The 17,552-nt window shown below is 35.6% G+C and carries 17 protein-coding genes; 2 read left to right on the top strand and 15 right to left on the bottom strand.

All coding sequences use genetic code 11. The annotated features are described in order from the left end of the window. Positions 1-55: 55 nt before the first annotated feature. The 5 genes from BBI01_RS08610 to gyrA all read right to left on the bottom strand — a co-directional run bounded on the left by BBI01_RS08610 (position 56) and on the right by gyrA (position 6,244). Entirely contained in the window at positions 56-502 is a 447-nt protein-coding gene (locus BBI01_RS08610) for an SRPBCC family protein (RefSeq protein WP_065394279.1), read from the bottom strand. 17 nt (positions 503-519) lie between these two features. Further along, entirely contained in the window at positions 520-1,449 is a 930-nt protein-coding gene (gene menA / locus BBI01_RS08605; protein ID WP_065394278.1) for a 1,4-dihydroxy-2-naphthoate octaprenyltransferase, read from the bottom strand. 74 nt (positions 1,450-1,523) lie between these two features. Further along, positions 1,524-2,360: a 1,4-dihydroxy-2-naphthoyl-CoA synthase gene (locus BBI01_RS08600; protein WP_065394277.1), complete on the bottom strand. Its 837-nt coding sequence runs from the start codon at positions 2,358-2,360 to the stop codon at positions 1,524-1,526. A 208-nt stretch (positions 2,361-2,568) separates the two neighbouring features. Further along, positions 2,569-3,606: a tetratricopeptide repeat protein gene (locus tag BBI01_RS08595; protein WP_065394276.1), complete on the bottom strand. Its 1,038-nt coding sequence runs from the start codon at positions 3,604-3,606 to the stop codon at positions 2,569-2,571. A gap of 28 nt (positions 3,607-3,634) precedes the next feature. Further along, positions 3,635-6,244 (bottom strand): DNA gyrase subunit A, encoded by a 2,610-nt coding sequence (gyrA, locus tag BBI01_RS08590; RefSeq protein WP_065394275.1) that lies wholly within the window; start codon positions 6,242-6,244, stop codon positions 3,635-3,637. Between the two features lie 148 nt (positions 6,245-6,392). Between gyrA and BBI01_RS08585 the strand changes: the two genes are divergently transcribed. Then, a complete protein-coding gene (locus BBI01_RS08585; protein WP_065394274.1) occupies positions 6,393-6,707 on the top strand; it encodes a DUF4286 family protein in 315 nt (104 codons plus the stop codon). Positions 6,708-6,750: 43 nt separating this feature from the next. Here BBI01_RS08585 and BBI01_RS22505 read toward each other — a convergent pair whose 3' ends face one another. From BBI01_RS22505 to BBI01_RS08565, 4 genes are all read right to left on the bottom strand, one after another. Continuing rightward, on the bottom strand, positions 6,751-6,972 hold the full coding sequence (locus tag BBI01_RS22505) for a hypothetical protein (protein ID WP_065394803.1): 222 nt from the start codon (positions 6,970-6,972) through the stop codon (positions 6,751-6,753). A gap of 102 nt (positions 6,973-7,074) precedes the next feature. Then, the gene (locus BBI01_RS08575; RefSeq protein WP_065394273.1) at positions 7,075-7,254 is read right to left on the bottom strand and encodes a quinol oxidase subunit 4; all 180 of its coding nucleotides are present in this window, start codon (positions 7,252-7,254) and stop codon (positions 7,075-7,077) included. Between the two features lie 96 nt (positions 7,255-7,350). Next, the gene (locus BBI01_RS08570; RefSeq protein ID WP_083190058.1) at positions 7,351-7,845 is read right to left on the bottom strand and encodes a GNAT family N-acetyltransferase; all 495 of its coding nucleotides are present in this window, start codon (positions 7,843-7,845) and stop codon (positions 7,351-7,353) included. Positions 7,846-7,850: 5 nt separating this feature from the next. After that, positions 7,851-8,363, bottom strand: coding sequence for a DUF421 domain-containing protein (locus BBI01_RS08565; protein ID WP_065394802.1), 513 nt, complete (start codon positions 8,361-8,363; stop codon positions 7,851-7,853). A gap of 138 nt (positions 8,364-8,501) precedes the next feature. On the opposite strand from BBI01_RS08565, the gene BBI01_RS08560 reads away from it, so the two are divergent. Beyond that, positions 8,502-9,050 carry a hypothetical protein gene (locus BBI01_RS08560; RefSeq protein ID WP_065394271.1) on the top strand — a complete coding sequence of 183 codons (549 nt, stop codon included), beginning with the start codon at positions 8,502-8,504 and terminating at the stop codon, positions 9,048-9,050. A gap of 31 nt (positions 9,051-9,081) precedes the next feature. On the opposite strand, the gene BBI01_RS22370 is transcribed toward BBI01_RS08560, so the two are convergent. From BBI01_RS22370 to BBI01_RS08535, 6 genes are all read right to left on the bottom strand, one after another. After that, entirely contained in the window at positions 9,082-9,216 is a 135-nt protein-coding gene (locus BBI01_RS22370) for a bacteriocin-like protein (protein WP_076550267.1), read from the bottom strand. 212 nt (positions 9,217-9,428) lie between these two features. Then, positions 9,429-10,256 (bottom strand): hypothetical protein, encoded by an 828-nt coding sequence (locus BBI01_RS08555; protein WP_065394270.1) that lies wholly within the window; start codon positions 10,254-10,256, stop codon positions 9,429-9,431. 84 nt (positions 10,257-10,340) lie between these two features. Beyond that, positions 10,341-13,172 (bottom strand): excinuclease ABC subunit UvrA, encoded by a 2,832-nt coding sequence (gene uvrA / locus BBI01_RS08550; RefSeq protein ID WP_065394269.1) that lies wholly within the window; start codon positions 13,170-13,172, stop codon positions 10,341-10,343. A 353-nt stretch (positions 13,173-13,525) separates the two neighbouring features. Next, positions 13,526-15,409, bottom strand: a complete 1,884-nt coding sequence (locus tag BBI01_RS08545) for a type VI secretion system baseplate subunit TssF (protein WP_065394268.1) — start codon at positions 15,407-15,409, stop codon at positions 13,526-13,528. 24 nt (positions 15,410-15,433) lie between these two features. Continuing rightward, complete coding sequence (locus BBI01_RS08540) at positions 15,434-15,874, bottom strand: GPW/gp25 family protein (protein ID WP_065394267.1); 441 nt, start codon at positions 15,872-15,874, stop codon at positions 15,434-15,436. Between the two features lie 169 nt (positions 15,875-16,043). Beyond that, a complete protein-coding gene (locus BBI01_RS08535; RefSeq protein WP_065394266.1) occupies positions 16,044-17,456 on the bottom strand; it encodes an APC family permease in 1,413 nt (470 codons plus the stop codon). Positions 17,457-17,552 lie beyond the last annotated feature (96 nt).

Here is a 17,552-nt window from a genome sequence, read left to right as displayed (position 1 = left end):
AGCATTCGTGCCATCTGTGTTTTTTAAAACGCAAAGCGTTGTTTATTTACTTTAACTATTTTGATGGAAATTTATCTTCAATAAGTCTCAGATTAATCCCATGTTCAAGATAAGCCTTGCAACCGTCTAAAACGGTTGTAAAACCGCCTGTATTATCATTAACCTCTCTAAGCAGCTCTTCACCTGTTTGAGTGAACCCATAGCTCTTAATGACAACAAGAGTTCCATTTTCCATGGTTTTAAACTCGTAGTCTACGTTTACTGAAGGTTCTCCCCATTCTGTTTTAATCAGCTGGTTCGGGATAATCTGATGAACGTTCACTACGTTTTTCACGCCATACATCTCCCATTCCCAGGTTACCGTTTTACCTTCTTCTAATTTTCCGGTAGATTTTGTAAACCAGAAATTAGTAGTTACTTCAGGATTGATGAATGCTTCAAAAACATCTTCAATCGGTTTTCTGATAAGCATTTGCGCTTCAACGTAGATATTGGAACTCATGATATATTATTTTAGATTTAGTTAAATAAATTAAGTCCGGCTGCTGTAAGAATAGCCATTACAAACGTCATAATCCCAACCTGCTTCAAATATTGGTCTAATTCTTTCGGTTCTTTAACCGACATGATATTTCTTCTCAATTTTGATAATGGGAACAACAGAATCATCACCAGAAAAACATAGTAATTTTGCTGCTGTATAAAACCATTTACTCCTAAAAAGATAAGGATCAATACTAATGGAAGCTGTAAAAGGATCATTTCGTAGATCATTGCATTTTTGAATCCGATTCTTAATGCAAAACTGTTTTTTCCTGATAGTTTATCACTTTCAATATCTCTCATATTGTTCAGGTTCAAAACCGCCATACTCATCATCCCTACTGCAGTTCCCGGCAATAACATATCCCAACTGAATGTTTTTGTAAACAGGAAATAACTTCCACATACGGAAACCAATCCAAAGAAAATGAATACAAAAATATCTCCCAATCCCATATATCCATAAGGCTTCTTCCCTACTGTATATCCGATTGCTGCTAAAATACTTGCTACTCCCAATCCGATGAAAATATAAAACTCGTTCATATATTCAGGAATGAAAGCAACATACAATAAAGCAACGGTAGCAATGAAAGATAATGCCGAAAACAGAATCACAGCATTTTTCATTTGTTTTGCTGTAATTTTACCTGATGCAACAGCTCTTGCCTCAGCTTCATTGATTCTCTTTGCATCGGTTCCTTTTACTCCATCACCATAATCGTTGGCATAATTTGATAGAATCTGATATAAAAGCGTTACCAAAAGTGCCAGAGCAAAAATTTTCCAATCCCAGATTCCTCCTTCTCTGTAAAGTCTCCATTTTGCAATGAAAGCTCCCATAATAATTCCGCTTAAGGAAAGCGGTAAAGTTCTGAGCCTCGCGGCTTTTATCCAATCTGTCATAAATTTATAAGTAATAAGAAATGGGTAATAAGTAATGAAAAATCTTGCTCATTATTTATTACTCATCGCAAACGTTATGATATCCATTTATCGTCTCCGAAGTTTGGTTTTCTCTTTTCTAAGAATGCATTTCTTCCTTCCTGAGCTTCTTCTGTCATATAAGCAAGACGGGTTGCTTCTCCTGCAAATACCTGCTGACCAACCATTCCGTCGTCTGTAAGGTTCATTGCAAATTTCAACATTCTGATAGACATTGGTGATTTCCCAAGGATTTCCTGTGCCCACTCATACGCAGTATCTTCTAATTCTGCATGTGGAACTACTTTGTTTACCATTCCCATTTCGAAAGCTTCCTTAGCGGAATAGTTTCTACCTAAAAAGAAGATTTCACGTGCTTTTTTCTGCCCTACCATTTTTGCCAGGTAAGCAGATCCGTAACCACCGTCAAAGCTGGTAACATCGGCATCTGTCTGCTTGAAAATTGCGTGTTCTTCACTTGCTAAAGTAAGGTCACATACTACATGAAGAGAGTGTCCGCCACCTACAGCCCATCCAGGAACTACCGCAATTACCACTTTTGGCATAAAACGAATTAAACGTTGTACTTCCAAAATGTTTAAACGGTGTCTTCCGTCTTCACCTACATATCCTTGGTGACCTCTGGCTTTTTGATCTCCTCCACTACAGAAAGCCCAGCCTCCGTCTTTTGGGCTTGGTCCTTCTCCTGAAAGTAAAACAACACCTATTGAAGGGTCTTCAGAGGCGTCATAAAAAGCATCATATAATTCTGAGGTTGTTTTAGGTCTGAAAGCATTACGTACTTCCGGTCTGTTGAAGGCGATTCTTGCTACACCATTACATTTTTTATAGGTAATATCATCGTATTCCTTAACGGTTTTCCACTCGATCATTTTGTTAAAATTTTTCTCAAAGATACGGAATTACAGAGAATTTTTAAGGGTGAAATTTAGGGTTCATTTCTAGAAATAAGAGATATTTTTAATGATGAGTCTTAAAAAGAAAATCTTTAGGAATAAGTTGTAAAAAACAATATATTTTTTCTAAAACAAAAGCCGAAACAGAAATGTTTCGGCTTTTTATTATTGAGTTATAAAATGATTATTTTGCTGGTGCTGCTGCGCTTAGCTCAGCTTCTTTAGCTTTCATTTCTTTAACTTTATCCATGTTTTTAGTTACGATATAAATTTCTTTTAATGTAGTAACTGCATCGATATTTTTTGGTGCTACTTTATACCAGCTTTCTGCAAATGGCAAAGCTTTGTTGAATCTTTCTCTTCTTGCATCGATTAGTTTAGAAGCATCATCCGGCTTGTCTTTTCTCAAAGCATTGATTTCTGCTACAATTTTAGCATCATCACCGATAGTAGTATATACTAAGTTCTGATAAGCATCTGCAAAATCAGGTTTAAGCTCTACTGCTTTCTTGAATGATTCTAAAGCCTCTGCAACAGTAGCAGGAGTTTTAGACTGCATTACTCCAAGGTTATACCAGTTTGTAGCATCGTTAGGATTTTTTGCTAACTGCTCTTTTAAACCATTAACGAATTTATCTGTATTTCCTGATTGAAGAAAAGCATTTGTCTGAGCTTCTTTAAGCTTAGCATTGTTAGGGAATTTAGCTAATCCTTTTTCAATGATTACAAGAGCTTCATTTCCTTTTTTCGCGTTAAGAAGTAATGAAGTTAATGTTTCATATAAATCTGGTTCTACACTTTTAGACTGCTCAGTTTTGAAGTCTGAATAATCAGGGTTTTTCTTCATCAATTCCCACGTAGCCTTATCCAGGTTCACCACTTGTCCGCTTTTTTTCTCTTTTGCAGTATAGGTAGTTTCTACTCCTGTGAATCCTGAATTAACAAGGTCTGTATATATTTTAATAGATTCGTCACTGTTATTAGCTAACGCGTGGCTCAATCCTGCATAATACATATATATTTTATTGTCTTGTCCAGCAGTTTTCAATAAGTCGTAAACTTCTACAAACTTAGGAGCTGCAACGGCATAATTTTTTGCATTATATGCATCCATAGCAGCCTTGTTAGCAGCTTGAAGTTGAGCATTCAAAGCATTTGCATCTTTCTGTCCGAAAACAAAAGCAGATGCTACGATAGCTATACCTAAAATTAGTTTCTTCATAATAACTATTTTATATTAATTGTACAATTTATTCTTCAGAATCAGAATTCTCATTTCCCTCAGTCTGAGGTGTCGTATCATCATTTTCAAGGTTATCAAACAGTGATTCCATTCCTTCCTGAACTTCTCCTTCAGTTTCTTCAGCCCCTTCAAGACCTTCCATCTCTTCAGAATCTTCTTCTACATCTTTATCCATTTCTACTTTTGCAATGGCTGCAATTTCGTCATTTTTCTTAAGATTGATTAGTTTTACCCCTTGTGTATTTCTACCCATCACTCTCATTTCATCCATTCCCATTCTGATAGCAACACCAGATTTATTGATAATCATCAATCCATCTTCGTCTGTTACGTTTTGAATAGCAATCAGATTTCCTGTTTTCTCGGTAATGTTTAGGGTGATAACTCCTTTTCCTCCTCTGTTCGTAATTCTGTAATCTTCTACTGCAGTTCTCTTACCGTATCCTTTTTCAGATACTACAAGTACTGTTTCGTTCTCTACATCATTCACAACAATCATACCAATAGCCTCATCATTGTCTTCCATTGCAATACCACGTACTCCGATAGAGCCTCTACCTACTTCTCTTACTTTTTCCTCAGGGAAACGGATACACTTACCATTTTTAGTAGCGATCATGATCTGAGAAGTACCATTAGTAAGGTAAGCACCCAATAACTGGTCATTATCTCTGATCTCAATAGCATTTACCCCATTTACTCTTGGTCTTGAATAGGCTTCCAATGATGTTTTCTTGATGGTACCGTTTTTAGTTACCATTACTACACTCATCTGGTTCACATACTCAGAATCCTTAAGGTTGTTGGTTCTGATATATGCTTTGATTTTATCGTCCGGTTCAATGTTGATAAGATTTTGTACTGCTCTTCCTTTTGCTGTTTTTGAGCCTTCTGGAATTTCAAATACTCTTAGCCAATAACATCTTCCTTTTTCTGTAAAGAACAACATGTACTGGTGGTTTGTTGCTGATACAATATATTCAAGGAAGTCTGAATCTCTTGTAGTTGCAGCTTTATTACCTACACCACCTCTACTTTGGATTTTGTATTCTGAAAGTGAAGTTCTCTTAATATATCCTGCGTGAGAAATTGTAAGAACTACAGATTCATTCGGAATAATATCTTCAATAGACATTTCTCCTCCTGAATAATCAATTTCAGTTCTTCTTTCGTCACCATATTTTTCTTTAACTTCGATCAATTCATCTTTGATGATCTGGAATCTTCTTGGCTCGTTCGCAAGAATATCTTCCAAATTAGCAATTTCTTTCATGATTGCATCGTACTCGTCACGGATCTTATCAAGTTCCATTCCTGTTAAACGAGCTAATCTTAGATCAAGAATCGCCTGAGCCTGAATTTCTGAAAGTTCGAATGCTTCGATCAAGCCTTCTTTAGCAGCCTGAGGGTTCGCACTGTGACGGATAATTGAAATAGCTTTATCTAATGAATCCTGAGTTCCGATTACTTTCATGAAACCTTCAAGGATATGCGCTCTTTCTTTTGCTTTTTTAAGCTCAAACTGAGTTCTTCTTACGATTACCTCATGTCTGTGCTCTACAAAGTGATGAATGATATCTTTTAGGTTCAGCTGTTCAGGTCTTCCGTGTACCAACGCAATATTATTAACGCTGAAAGAAGTCTGAAGTGCTGTATATTTATATAATAGGTTCAGTACAACATTTGGAATAGCATCGTTTTTCAATTCGTAAACAACACGAAGTCCTTTTCTGTCTGATTCATCTCTGATCTCGTGGATACCTGGAATTTTCTCGTCTTTAACAAGCTCTGCTGTTCTGGCGATCATTTCAGCTTTGTTAACCTGATAAGGAACTTCTGTTACAATAATTGCATTTCTGTTTCCGATTTCTTCAAAGTTAACTTTTGCTCTAAGCACTACTCTTCCTCTTCCTGTGTGGAAAGCGTCTCTCACTCCGTCATATCCGTAGATAATACCTCCTGTAGGGAAATCCGGAGCAATGATGTGCTGCATTAATTCATCAATGGTAACATCTTTATTATCAATATAAGCACAAATTGCATCTACTGATTCTGATAGGTTATGTGGCGCCATATTCGTTGCCATACCTACCGCAATACCTGAAGCACCGTTTACCAAAAGGTTAGGGATTTTCGTTGGCATTACTGTTGGCTCCTGCAAACTGTCGTCGAAGTTATTCTGGAAGTCAACCGTTTCTTTGTCAAGGTCAGAAAGAACCTCATCAGAGATCTTTTTCAGTCTTGCTTCGGTATAACGCATTGCTGCAGGCGGGTCACCATCCATAGAACCAAAGTTACCCTGTCCGTCTACCTGAGGGTAACGTAAGCTCCAGTCCTGAGCCATTCTCACCATCGCATCGTATACAGAAGAGTCTCCGTGCGGGTGATATTTACCCAAAACGTCCCCAACAATTCTCGCAGATTTTAAATATTTTCTATTCGAAAAAACCCCTAGTCCATACATACCGTAAAGTACTCTTCTATGAACGGGTTTCAAGCCGTCTCTTACGTCTGGTAGCGCTCTTGAAACGATAACCGACATCGAATAATCGATATAAGACGACTTCATTTCATCAACAATGTTGATAGGAATCAGTCTTTCTCCTTCTTTTTGCATAAACAAATTTTATTATAATGATAGTCAGACCCTTAGCTGGAAGTCTGAAAATTATTTATTTTGAATTTTTATTAACGGGCTAATTTACGAAAAAAATGCCGATTTTTGCCCTAGAATTTATCCACAAAATCTTAAAAATTCTTAAAATATGAGCGTATTAAGTATAACTTTCCACTGCACAAAAAATAATCTGGAAGAATGGGAAAATTATATTGACGAAACATTGGTTTTAATGACCGAAAATCTGATGGATGTAAACCAATATATCCTTTCGGAAGTTCATAGTGATTATATTGATGAAGGAAAGAATTATAACCTTCTCCTAATATTTGATAATGATGATCTAAGAAATGATTTTCTTGAAAGTGAGCTGAAAAATATTGCAGAGCATATTGAAAATAAATTCGGACAGGAAGTATTGATTTTTGATACCCTGCTAAATCCGAAAAAGTCAAGGCTATAATGACAAAAAAAGTAAAAGCACTGAAATATTCAGTGCTTTTTTATTATCTGTGGTGTCTATGACCACGCCCTCTGTGGTGATGACCACGATCTTCATAAATATAAACCGTTTTAGTATGACCAGGCGCATAATATCTTGCGCTACCACCATATACTCTTTTCGCATGACCGGGAGGCATTCTTCTTCCGTGAGGTTCATGTACTACACAAGATGCCAGCATGAACACTACTACACCTGCTCCCATAATCTTAAACATACTTTTCATTATTTTCACTTTTTCAAACTTAGTAGCGAAATATATCAAGGTTAATACCAAAATAGCTTCAATGAAAAAATTAATTAATGAATTTCTATTTTTTATATTTTTTTAATACCCGTTTCTTTTTTTCACTTGTCCCGGAGCATAATCTTTTGCACTTCCGCCATATATTTTTTTAGCTTGTCCCGGTGGTACTTTTTTTACTCTATGACCGTTATCATGAACAACACAAGAGGTTAACATCACTGCTACTATAAGAGCACCTGTAATTTTAAATATATTTTTCATTATTTCACTTTTCAGAATTGATTATAAATATATCAAGGTTGGTGCCAATACTAGAATTCATGCTTTGAGATTAAAGGTTTAAAGGTTAGAGTTATTTTATTGTATGATTTCACTTCTTTTTTCCATCATGATCAAGTCTTTCCACACTCCGTTGAGTTTTCCTATTTTCTTACGAACGCCTACCACTCTGAAGCCATTTTTCTGATGAGACTTTATTGCCATTTCATTTTCGGAGAAGATATTGGTCTGCAATGTCCAGAATCCGTGGTCTTCGCTATCCAAAATCAGCTTTTTAAGCAATACTGAACCCAATCCCCTACCTTGATATTCGTTATCAAAATAAATGCTTACTTCTGCAACTCCTTTAAAGCACTCTCTTTTACTCACGGGTTTTAAGGCACACCATCCCACCACTTCGTTATTTTCATTTTCCAATACCCAACGACAATCGTTGAAATACTGCATATTCCAAGCTTCAACGGTAGGTACTTCTGTTTCTAAAGTAGCGATTCCGCCATCTACTCCCTGCTTAAAGATTTCCAAGACTCTCGCTTCGTCATTGGGAAGCATTTCTCTTAATTCGTAATTCATTATGATTAGTGATATTTTCTTTTATATTTTCTTTTAATTCTTGAATAATGGGTCTGCTTACTTTTTTCATCTTCTGAAACCACACTGATATTTCCATCAACTTCCAAAACGGATAGCTTAACATTTTTAATATTTTCTATACCATGCTCTCTGATTGCCTCTTCCAATTCGCTTTGTGTAATCTTCACCCTGTTCAGTGCTGCCTGGTCCGCAATACCGTCTTTGATCAGAACTACAGGATCATCTTCCATCAATGTTTCAAAGGAACGACTGGAAAACATAAATCTTTTAAGAATAAAATTAGCAACAAACAAAACCAATGCCGCAACTATACCTCCTTCAAGCGAAGTATTAGAACCTACCATAGCGTTCTGTACCGCATTGGAAATTAATAATAGCAAAACCACATCTCCTGCATTCAGCTGGGAAAGTTGATTCTTACCAAACAAACGAATTGCAATTACCATAAAAAGATAAACGCAAAGGGAACGAAAAACAACGTTAAGTATAGGATCCATCATTTTTTTATCTAATCAAATGTATTGATTTTTATGATTGCTTCAGCTTATCTCTTTTAATCTTCATTAAATTCTCCATTTTCAACAACTTCATGTTTTATTGGTACAGGATTTGAACATTTCCTTAAAATATTTTTCATGAAGAAGCAATTATTTCTATACATAAGCATTCTAATCTTTTTTATCTCATGCAAAAAAAATACTACCTCATCAGCTACCTCCGATAATACAGCCATCGGAATGCAGGTAGATGAACTTTATAAAAAGTATGGCAAGTCTAATGAAGCCATTTATAACGAGCCTATTTCTGAGGATTTATTTTCTAAAGACTTAAAAAGCATTTTGGAAGGTGCAATAAATGCCTCAAAAACGGATATCGAAAAAGTAAAGAACAGTGATCATCCTGATGAAAAGCCTTTGATATTTGAAGGCGCCATTTTTTCAAGTTTATACGAGGGTTATACCAATTATAAAATAGAATCTATTACTGTTAAAGGAAAGACTGCAGAGGCTCTTGTTCAATTTGAATATGATATGGCAAATCCAAAGGTAATATGGAAGGATAAAATAGAACTGATTAATATGGATAAAAAATGGAAAATTGACAATATCATTTTTGATTCTATTAAAAGTTCCAGAGATCTTAAAACTGAAATGAAAAGCTTTATACAAAGTACCCATCAATAGAAAGACCGCTTATAAAAGCGGTCTTAATTTTTTATGGACACTGAACGATTGGAATTTCGCTGCAAAATACTTTGTCCGCCCATTCGCAATACGTACAATATTGTTTTGGCTGCCCTCCGTACACTGACTTCAAATCTACTTTAGTCAGTTTCTTTAAATTTTTCATATAGTTTTAATTTTATGGTTTGACAAAACTAACATGAATTTGTTATTAAATTATTACAGTTTTACCTATATTTTTTATAGAATTTTAATCTATAATACAAAATAAAAACACATTTAAAACACGCAACTTAAACATTTTAAGCTAGATAAGCTATTCTTAACGTTTCTTGATGATTATTTGTCCAAAAAACTCATCATCAAAGGTTTTACAGACTAAAGACAAGGCAACCCAAGAAGATCCATTTCAGAACTCCACAACATCTTTGCTTTTCCTTTGGAATCTAATTCAAAGATTGCTCTTTCAGGAAATTGGCAATTGGATCCGGATTTTTTATTATACCATTTAAAATCGTCGTAATAGGTGAAATAAAGGTTTTTATAATTTCCGTAAACCAAAGGAGTATAGTTTCCAAATCCGTAATTATTTTCTGTACTTTCTTTAGCGGCAGATTTTTTTATAGTTTTATTGATTTCTTTATAATCATTATCATATTTCAAGGGAATTTCTTTTTCTGAAGCAATTAGCGGATGTCCAATTTGATTTTTATCAACATTGAGAATATAGGCTATATAATCATTACCACATTCTGTAGACTGAAAAACTACCTTTTTAATTTTACACTCCTGAAAAGATTGTGTTCCATAGACGAAATAGCTTTCTTTCATTTCTTTTTTAAAGACATCCTCAAACCTTTTATTATAAATTAATCGATCTACAGACAAAGTATCGTAGTATTTATAATCCTTCATATCTTTACCATATATCCACGGAAGAGAGTCTTTAGCAAGGAAATTTTCATATTTTTTGGATAACGGCAGATCAACATAGCCAAACTGAACCGGCATACAGATAGCGATATCTTTATCCGTCAATTGATACACTCCAAATACTGTATTTTTATCTAATTGATATTCTACTTCATTAACTTTAATACTATCTGTTTTCTGAGTTTTTGCTTCAACAGGTGTTGTAGATACTGGTTTTTCTTTTTTACATGATAAAAGAAGCGGAAACAGCGCCAGAATTGTATATTTTCTCATGATTAACATTTAGATTTGGTAGTGGTAAAAATAAAAAAAGAATCTGCTTTCGCAAATTCTTTTGTATACTTAGATTAATCTATTTTATTCTAATTCTCTCTTCAGGAATTTCCCTGTCAAGCTCTTCTTAGATTTCACAATTTCTTCGGGAGTTCCCTGAGCTACAATCTGTCCACCATGTTTTCCTCCTTCTGGTCCTACGTCTATGATGTGGTCTGCAAGTTTAATTACATCCATATTATGTTCAATAATGATGAACGAATTTCCAAGTTCTACCAATTTATTAATTGCATCCATCAGAATTTTAACATCTTCAAAGTGTAATCCGGTGGTAGGCTCGTCCAGAATATATAAGGTATTCCCGGTTTGTCTTTTTGCCAGTTCTGTTGCCAGTTTGATACGTTGTGCTTCACCTCCTGAAAGAGTAGTTGACTGTTGCCCGAGTGTAATATATCCCAACCCTACGTCCTGTAATGTTTTTACTTTTGCAAAAATCTTAGGAATCGGCTGGAAGAACTCTACTGCTTCATCAATGGTCATATCCAATACGTCGGAGATAGATTTTCCTTTGTAGCGAACCTCCAGTGTTTCTCTGTTGAAACGTTTTCCGTTACATGTTTCGCAGTGAACGTATACATCAGGAAGGAAATTCATTTCAATAACTTTCAATCCTCCACCCTGACAGGTTTCACATCTTCCGCCTTTTACGTTGAAAGAAAATCTTCCCGGCTTGTAACCACGGATTTTACTTTCCGGCAATTCTGCAAAAAGGTTTCTGATATCTGTAAACATTCCGGTATATGTTGCAGGATTTGAACGCGGTGTTCTTCCGATCGGTGTCTGGTCAACGTCTACAATTTTATCAATATTATCAAGTCCTTCAATCTTTTTATAGGGTAAAGGCTCCTGAACTGCTCTATAAAAATGCTTGTTAAGGATTGGGTAAAGTGTTCCGTTAATCAGTGAAGATTTTCCGCTTCCTGAAATTCCGGTTACCACAACCAGTTTTCCTAATGGGATATCAAGCGTTACGTTTTTCAGATTATTTCCTGTAGCTCCTTTTAACAGAATATTTTTACCGCTTCCTGCTCTTCTTTCTGCCGGAACTTCAATTTTTCTTTTCCCGTTGATATATTGTGCGGTAATGGTATCTGCTTTTAAAAGATCTTTTGGTTTTCCCTGCCAAAGAATTTCTCCACCGAACTTTCCGGCTCTTGGACCGATATCCAGAACCTCATCAGCTTCCAGAATCATATCTTTATCATGCTCTACCACTAAAACAGAGTTACCAATGTCTCTAAGGTTTTTCAGGGAATGAATCAGTCTTTCATTATCTCTTTGGTGAAGTCCGATACTTGGCTCATCCAAGATGTACAATACATTCACAAGCTGAGACCCGATCTGTGTGGCAAGACGAATTCTTTGAGATTCTCCTCCTGAAAGGGTTTTAGAACTTCTGCTCAAGCTTAAATAATCTAAACCTACATCCAGTAAGAACTGAAGTCTTGTTTCGATTTCCTTTAAGATCTCATGAGCAATTATTTTATTTTTTTCTGAAAATTTATCTTTAACGTCAGCTAACCATTCTTTTAAGTCTGATAAACTTAAACCATTAACCTCAGCAATATTTTTACCGTCGATTTTAAAACTTAAACTTGATGGCTGAAGACGTGTTCCATGACATTCCGGGCAGGTTTCTTCAGTTGTAAAGTGTCTTTCCAGTAAAACCGCTTCATAGGATTCTTTTTCATCAATCATTTCTTCCATGAAAGCAATCAAACCATCGAAACTGATCTTTATTTTCTTGGTAATTCCTGCATATTTCAGGTCTTTATTGAATTCCTTGTGACATCCATTGTAAATATAGTCCAAAGCTTCTTCAGGAATATCCTGTAACGGAGTTGTCATTCCCAGCCCGAAGATCTCAAGGATGTTTTTGATCTGTGCAAGAATCCATTTATTAGACTTAATGTCTTCCAGCGGTAATAATCCGCCTTGGTTGATGGATAGCTTAGGATTATCTACAAAATAATCTGTATTGATCTTTTTAATTGTTCCCAAACCTTTACAGTCCGGGCAGCTTCCTTTTGGAGAGTTGAATGAAAATGTATTTGGCTCCGGTAATGCCAATGAATGTCCTGTTTCGGCATCCATCAGATTTTTGGAGAAATATTCAATATCTGTACTTCCCAGCTTCTGGATTCCGATAATTCCTTCTCCCATGTCCATTGCTGTACGGAGAGATTTTTCCATTCTGCCTTCTGAAGCGCTTTCTCCGATTATCCAACGATCGATGACAATATCAATATCGTGGGTTTTGTAACGGTCAAGCTTTAAATCATATTCAATATCCTGCAATTCACCATCAATTCTTGCCTGTCCATATCCTTTTTTTGCCATCTGTACGAAAAGCTCGTGGTAATGTCCTTTTCTGGAACGTACAACAGGAGCCAATAACATGATCTTCTCTCCTTTGTAGTTTTCTTTAATGGTATCCAGAATCTGATCTTCTGTATAGCTCACCAGCTTCTGCCCTGTAGACAAAGAGTAAGCATCTGAAACTCTTGCATACAGAAGACGTAAAAAGTCATAGAGTTCTGTAACAGTTCCTACTGTGGAACGAGGGTTTTTATTAGTTGTTTTCTGCTCGATGGCAATAACTGGTGAAAGTCCTTCAATTTTATCTACATCAGGACGTTCCAGCCCGCCCAAAAACTGACGTGCATAAGCAGAGAATGTTTCTATATAACGACGCTGACCTTCTGCAAAAATAGTATCAAAGGCAAGGGACGATTTTCCACTTCCTGAAAGCCCGGTAATTACTACCAGCTCATTGCGCGGAATTTTAACATTAATATTTTTCAGGTTGTGTTCACGTGCTCCGTAAACTTCTATATATTCTGTTGATTTGCTCATAATTTGGAGTGACTTTGCCTGAAAATCACAACGTGCAAAATTACGGAATTTTATGGAATTTTTTTTATTATCAGGAGCATAAATTTGTTTATAAATTCTTTTATGGCAGGTTTGGATTTCTTTCCGAATTGTAAGGATTTGGGAAATATTTAAGAAGATTATAATGTGAGATGATGCAATAAGTTTTGGCTAAAGCCGGTGGATATGTGTCTATAAAAAAACGGGCTGAAGCCCGTTTCTATTGAATTTATTTTATTCTGATTGTTACTTACAGATCTTTGAATTTTAATTATAAGATATTTGTGATAAAAAAATGCCGTATTTCTACGACATTTTATATGATGATTTAAATTTTACATATCCTGAAACTCAACGTCTTCGTTAGTTACTTTCACAAGGTATTCTATACCATCTATTGCTTTGGCAATAATCTGATTTCTAAGAATATTTGCCATATTTTCCCAATATGCTCTTCCATAGAAAGAGTAATTCTGCGGAACAATTTCTACTTCAACAGTTCTTACAAAACCTTCTTTAGGTTTATTGCTAATCATGGTTCCTCTTCTTACTCTTACTTCCCTTAATTCATCTTTCAGAATCATTCGGCAGTAGTTTTTCACGTCTTCAAGGGAAATAATCTTATCTCTTGTAGTCAGTGCATATTTATAAGCCTGAATGCTATCTGTTCCTTTTTGTTCTTCAGCACCACCCAATGTTTCGGAAAGCAATACTACGGTCTGAGATTTCAACTGGTTGGAAAGTTCTGTTCCAGGACGCATATGATTAGCAAAAGTACAATGGGTAACCCAAAAAGAAGCATAAGTGTGGTCTGTTTTTTCAACAGGTTCCATGATCACATAGTTCAGTTCTTGTCTGATATTTCTTTTGGCATTATTTACTTTCTGTACCATAGATTTCATCTTGTCAGACATTTCACTCAGAACGCCTTTTACATTATCTCTGTTTAAAAGTGAAAATGCAGCAATTTCATCTCTTGTAAGCTCAAGAACGTTTGCGATCATATCTACGGCATTTCTGCTGGTGAAACGTTCCATTCCTCCTTTTCTTACCGTGTATAATCCTTTTTTAAGATCATCAGCCGGGGTAAAAGGGATCTCGGTATATTTTCTTCCGTCTCCATCCTGAACCTCATCTACATATAAGAAATGTTCTCCTTCATCTGTTACCAAAGGAATATTATTTCCCATAATATCAAGACTGTATTCTGTTTTCTTCCAGCCTCTGTTGTAGATTGGGAAAGCATTTAGCACGAATGAGAAGTTATCCAGAATTTCTGCAGAGAATTGTGGCGGGAATTCAAAAGTAAGCCATAGATAACGCTTATTATCAATATATTTTGTTACTTCTTCTTTTGAAGCAAGGAATTCAAGATTCTGCGGAAGCTGCCCCGGTTCTGAGAAAAGACTATTGGAAATTCCGGTAATCTCAATGAACTTATGACGATAAATACTTTTTATATCTTCGATCACTTTATTTCGGATGGATTGTTCTTTAAACATTTGCTCATATCCATCGGGCTGGTTTTCTGTAAGATAACTTAACCCTTCTCTTACAAATAAGGGATTTCCATTACTTGACACTGTAATATAAGGCAATAACTTATACACAAAATCCAGATGTTCAAATGCAGGATTGGAGCAAAATATACTTAAATATTTAGGAAAATTCTCACTTACATATTTGCTTACATCCACTCCTACAGTCACTTTTCTATAATCTTCAGGCTTTCCCTGAAATCTTGCAATAGGAATTTTATTGAAACGGTCATCAATACTATAACAGGTATTTCCTACAAACATAATGGAAGTATGCACCTTATTGATTCTTACATTTCCTACAGGTGTAAAAGGAATATTCAATTGCTTATCAGACTCCGATTTAATTGTAGAAGTCATCTGCTTACGGAAGAAAAATTCCGTATGTTCCAGCAATACCTCAGAAGATTCATAAGGTTGTGTAAAAGCCACGGAATGTGCCGGAATAGGATGTGTATAAATAGAAGGAGTCAACAGTTTTGCCAGTTTTTCGAAAATTCGGGCATTTACTGTCTGTATTTCGTTATTTGCTTTGAAAACTTCTGTACTGAATGCGTCAATTAATAATTTGACAAACGGATCTAAAGACTGCGGGCTTTTCAGTCCCCAAACTTTAGTTGCATTCTGAAGCATTCTTGCTTTTACTGATTCTTTAGAATAAATATTCTGATCTAAATTCATAATTTTTTTTCGCTGTTAGAAATGTTAATCAATAGACATCGGGCTTAGGAAAAGTTCCGTTGAAAAACTGAAACGTTCTCCTGTTTCCTCCATCTTGGCATTGATGGCAATTCTTACTTTCTTTTTGATTTCGGTGTGTTCTTTAGTATCGTAGCTGTGTTCTACAAATTGTATATTGGCATCTATCTGCGGCTGTACAATCCTCGGTTCATATTCCTGGATCTGCCTTCTAAGGCTTTTGATAAAAACGCTTTCCCAAATGGCGCTTGTCACTCCGTTATCAAACTCCAGGTTCCAAACATCATTTCCATAGTTTTCATCGTATCTGTTCTCTCCTTTTTTAGTAGTGATCAGCAGCATAATATTATGGGCTATACTTTCTCCCATATCGCAGGTATCGATACTGCCTCCTTCTGTCATTAGTGTAGACGGTACGAAGGGCATTCTGTAATTTGGTGTATCCATAACTTATTGTTTTTACTTCATGGTTCCGTTTCCTTAAAAACGAAATACCAAAATACACATTTTCACTAAATAATTGCCATAATAAATTAAAATATTATTCAAAAAGAAGGACCTTCAAACTGAATTGAAAGCCCTGAATCTATTATCTATATTATATTCATTATTTTACTTAGCTATTTGCCTTTTTCCGATTAATAAAATAATACACCGGAAGCCCAAGAAGAACTAATAGAAACCCTGGCCATGTATATTGTTGTTTATATATTAAAAGAAGAATACAAAAACAGGTTCCTATTATCAAATAAATGATTGGAGTAACCGGATATAACCATGTTTTGTAAGGTCTTTCCAATGCTGGCTGCTTTATTCTCAGATAAATCACCCCAAAGACCGTAATCATATAAAACAGAACGATCACAAAGGAAATCATATCCAGTAAGTTTCCGTACTGCCCGCTCAAACATAATAGAGAAGCCCAGACACCCTGCATCCATAATGCATTTTCCGGCACTTCATTTTTATTATTCTTCACCGCCGACTGAAAGAACATTCCATCTTTTGCCATAGTCTGGAAAACCCTGGCACCGGCTAAGATCAATCCATTATCACATCCAAAAGTAGAAATCATAACCAACAAGGCAATAATAATAGTTCCTGCACTTCCAAAAATATTTTGTGATGCTGCTACTGCTACTCTGTCATTAGCTGCAAATGCAATCAAATCCCTATCCAATGCATTTAAGTAGACAAAATTTACCGCGATATAAAGAATCATTACAGCTGAAGTACCATAAATCATTGATTTTACTACAGTTTTCTTAGGGTTTTCTATTTCCCCAGACACAAATGTTACACTTTCCCATGCCACAGAACTAAAAACAGACCCAACCATAGCCGCCGCGATACCTCCCAATAAAGTCATTCCCCCAATAGGCTCCCAACCTTCTTTTAAGAAATTTCCACTGATATCTTTTTTAAGATTGCTAAAAGCATCTGTTCCCCAGCTGAAATTTTCAGCTAAATGAGAAAAATCAACCAATATAAAGCCTAATGCAATAAGCCCTATTAATGCTATGATTTTTGATCCTGTAAATATATTCTGAAGTATTTTACCACTTTGTACTCCTCGTGTATTGATATAGGTAAGTACAAGTATTACTGCAATTGCTAAAATTTGTATCCATGTAATTTTAAACTCACCACTTTGAATGATAGGTGTAGCATCATTAAGAGAAGGAATAAGATACGCCGTAAATTTACCAAAAGCCATTGCTACAGCAGCAATTGTTCCAGTTTGTATCACTGTAAATAATCCCCAGCCATACAAAAAGCCCATTCTTTTTCCAAAAATCTCTTTCAGATAAGTATATTGTCCGCCTGCTTTTGGGAACAGTGCAGACAGTTCACCGTAACTTATTGCCGCGGCTACCGTCATTACACCTGTTATGATCCATACAACAATCATCCAGAAGCCGGAGCCCATATTCCGCATCATATCGGCACTTACGATAAAGATTCCGCTTCCGATCATAGACCCCATTACAAGCATAATGGCATCCCATAGTTTCAGTTTTTTTTGCATAGTCAAGTATAGGCGTCAAATATAAACAAAACTCTCATTCATTTTGAATTTTATTAAAATTTTACTGATCATCCTATTTTTTATCAATATTTATCA

The organism is Chryseobacterium artocarpi (genome assembly GCF_001684975.1).
In the GTDB taxonomy this organism is placed as follows: Bacteria; Bacteroidota; Bacteroidia; order Flavobacteriales; family Weeksellaceae; genus Chryseobacterium; species Chryseobacterium artocarpi.
This window is presented reverse-complemented; position numbering and strand designations above follow the sequence as displayed.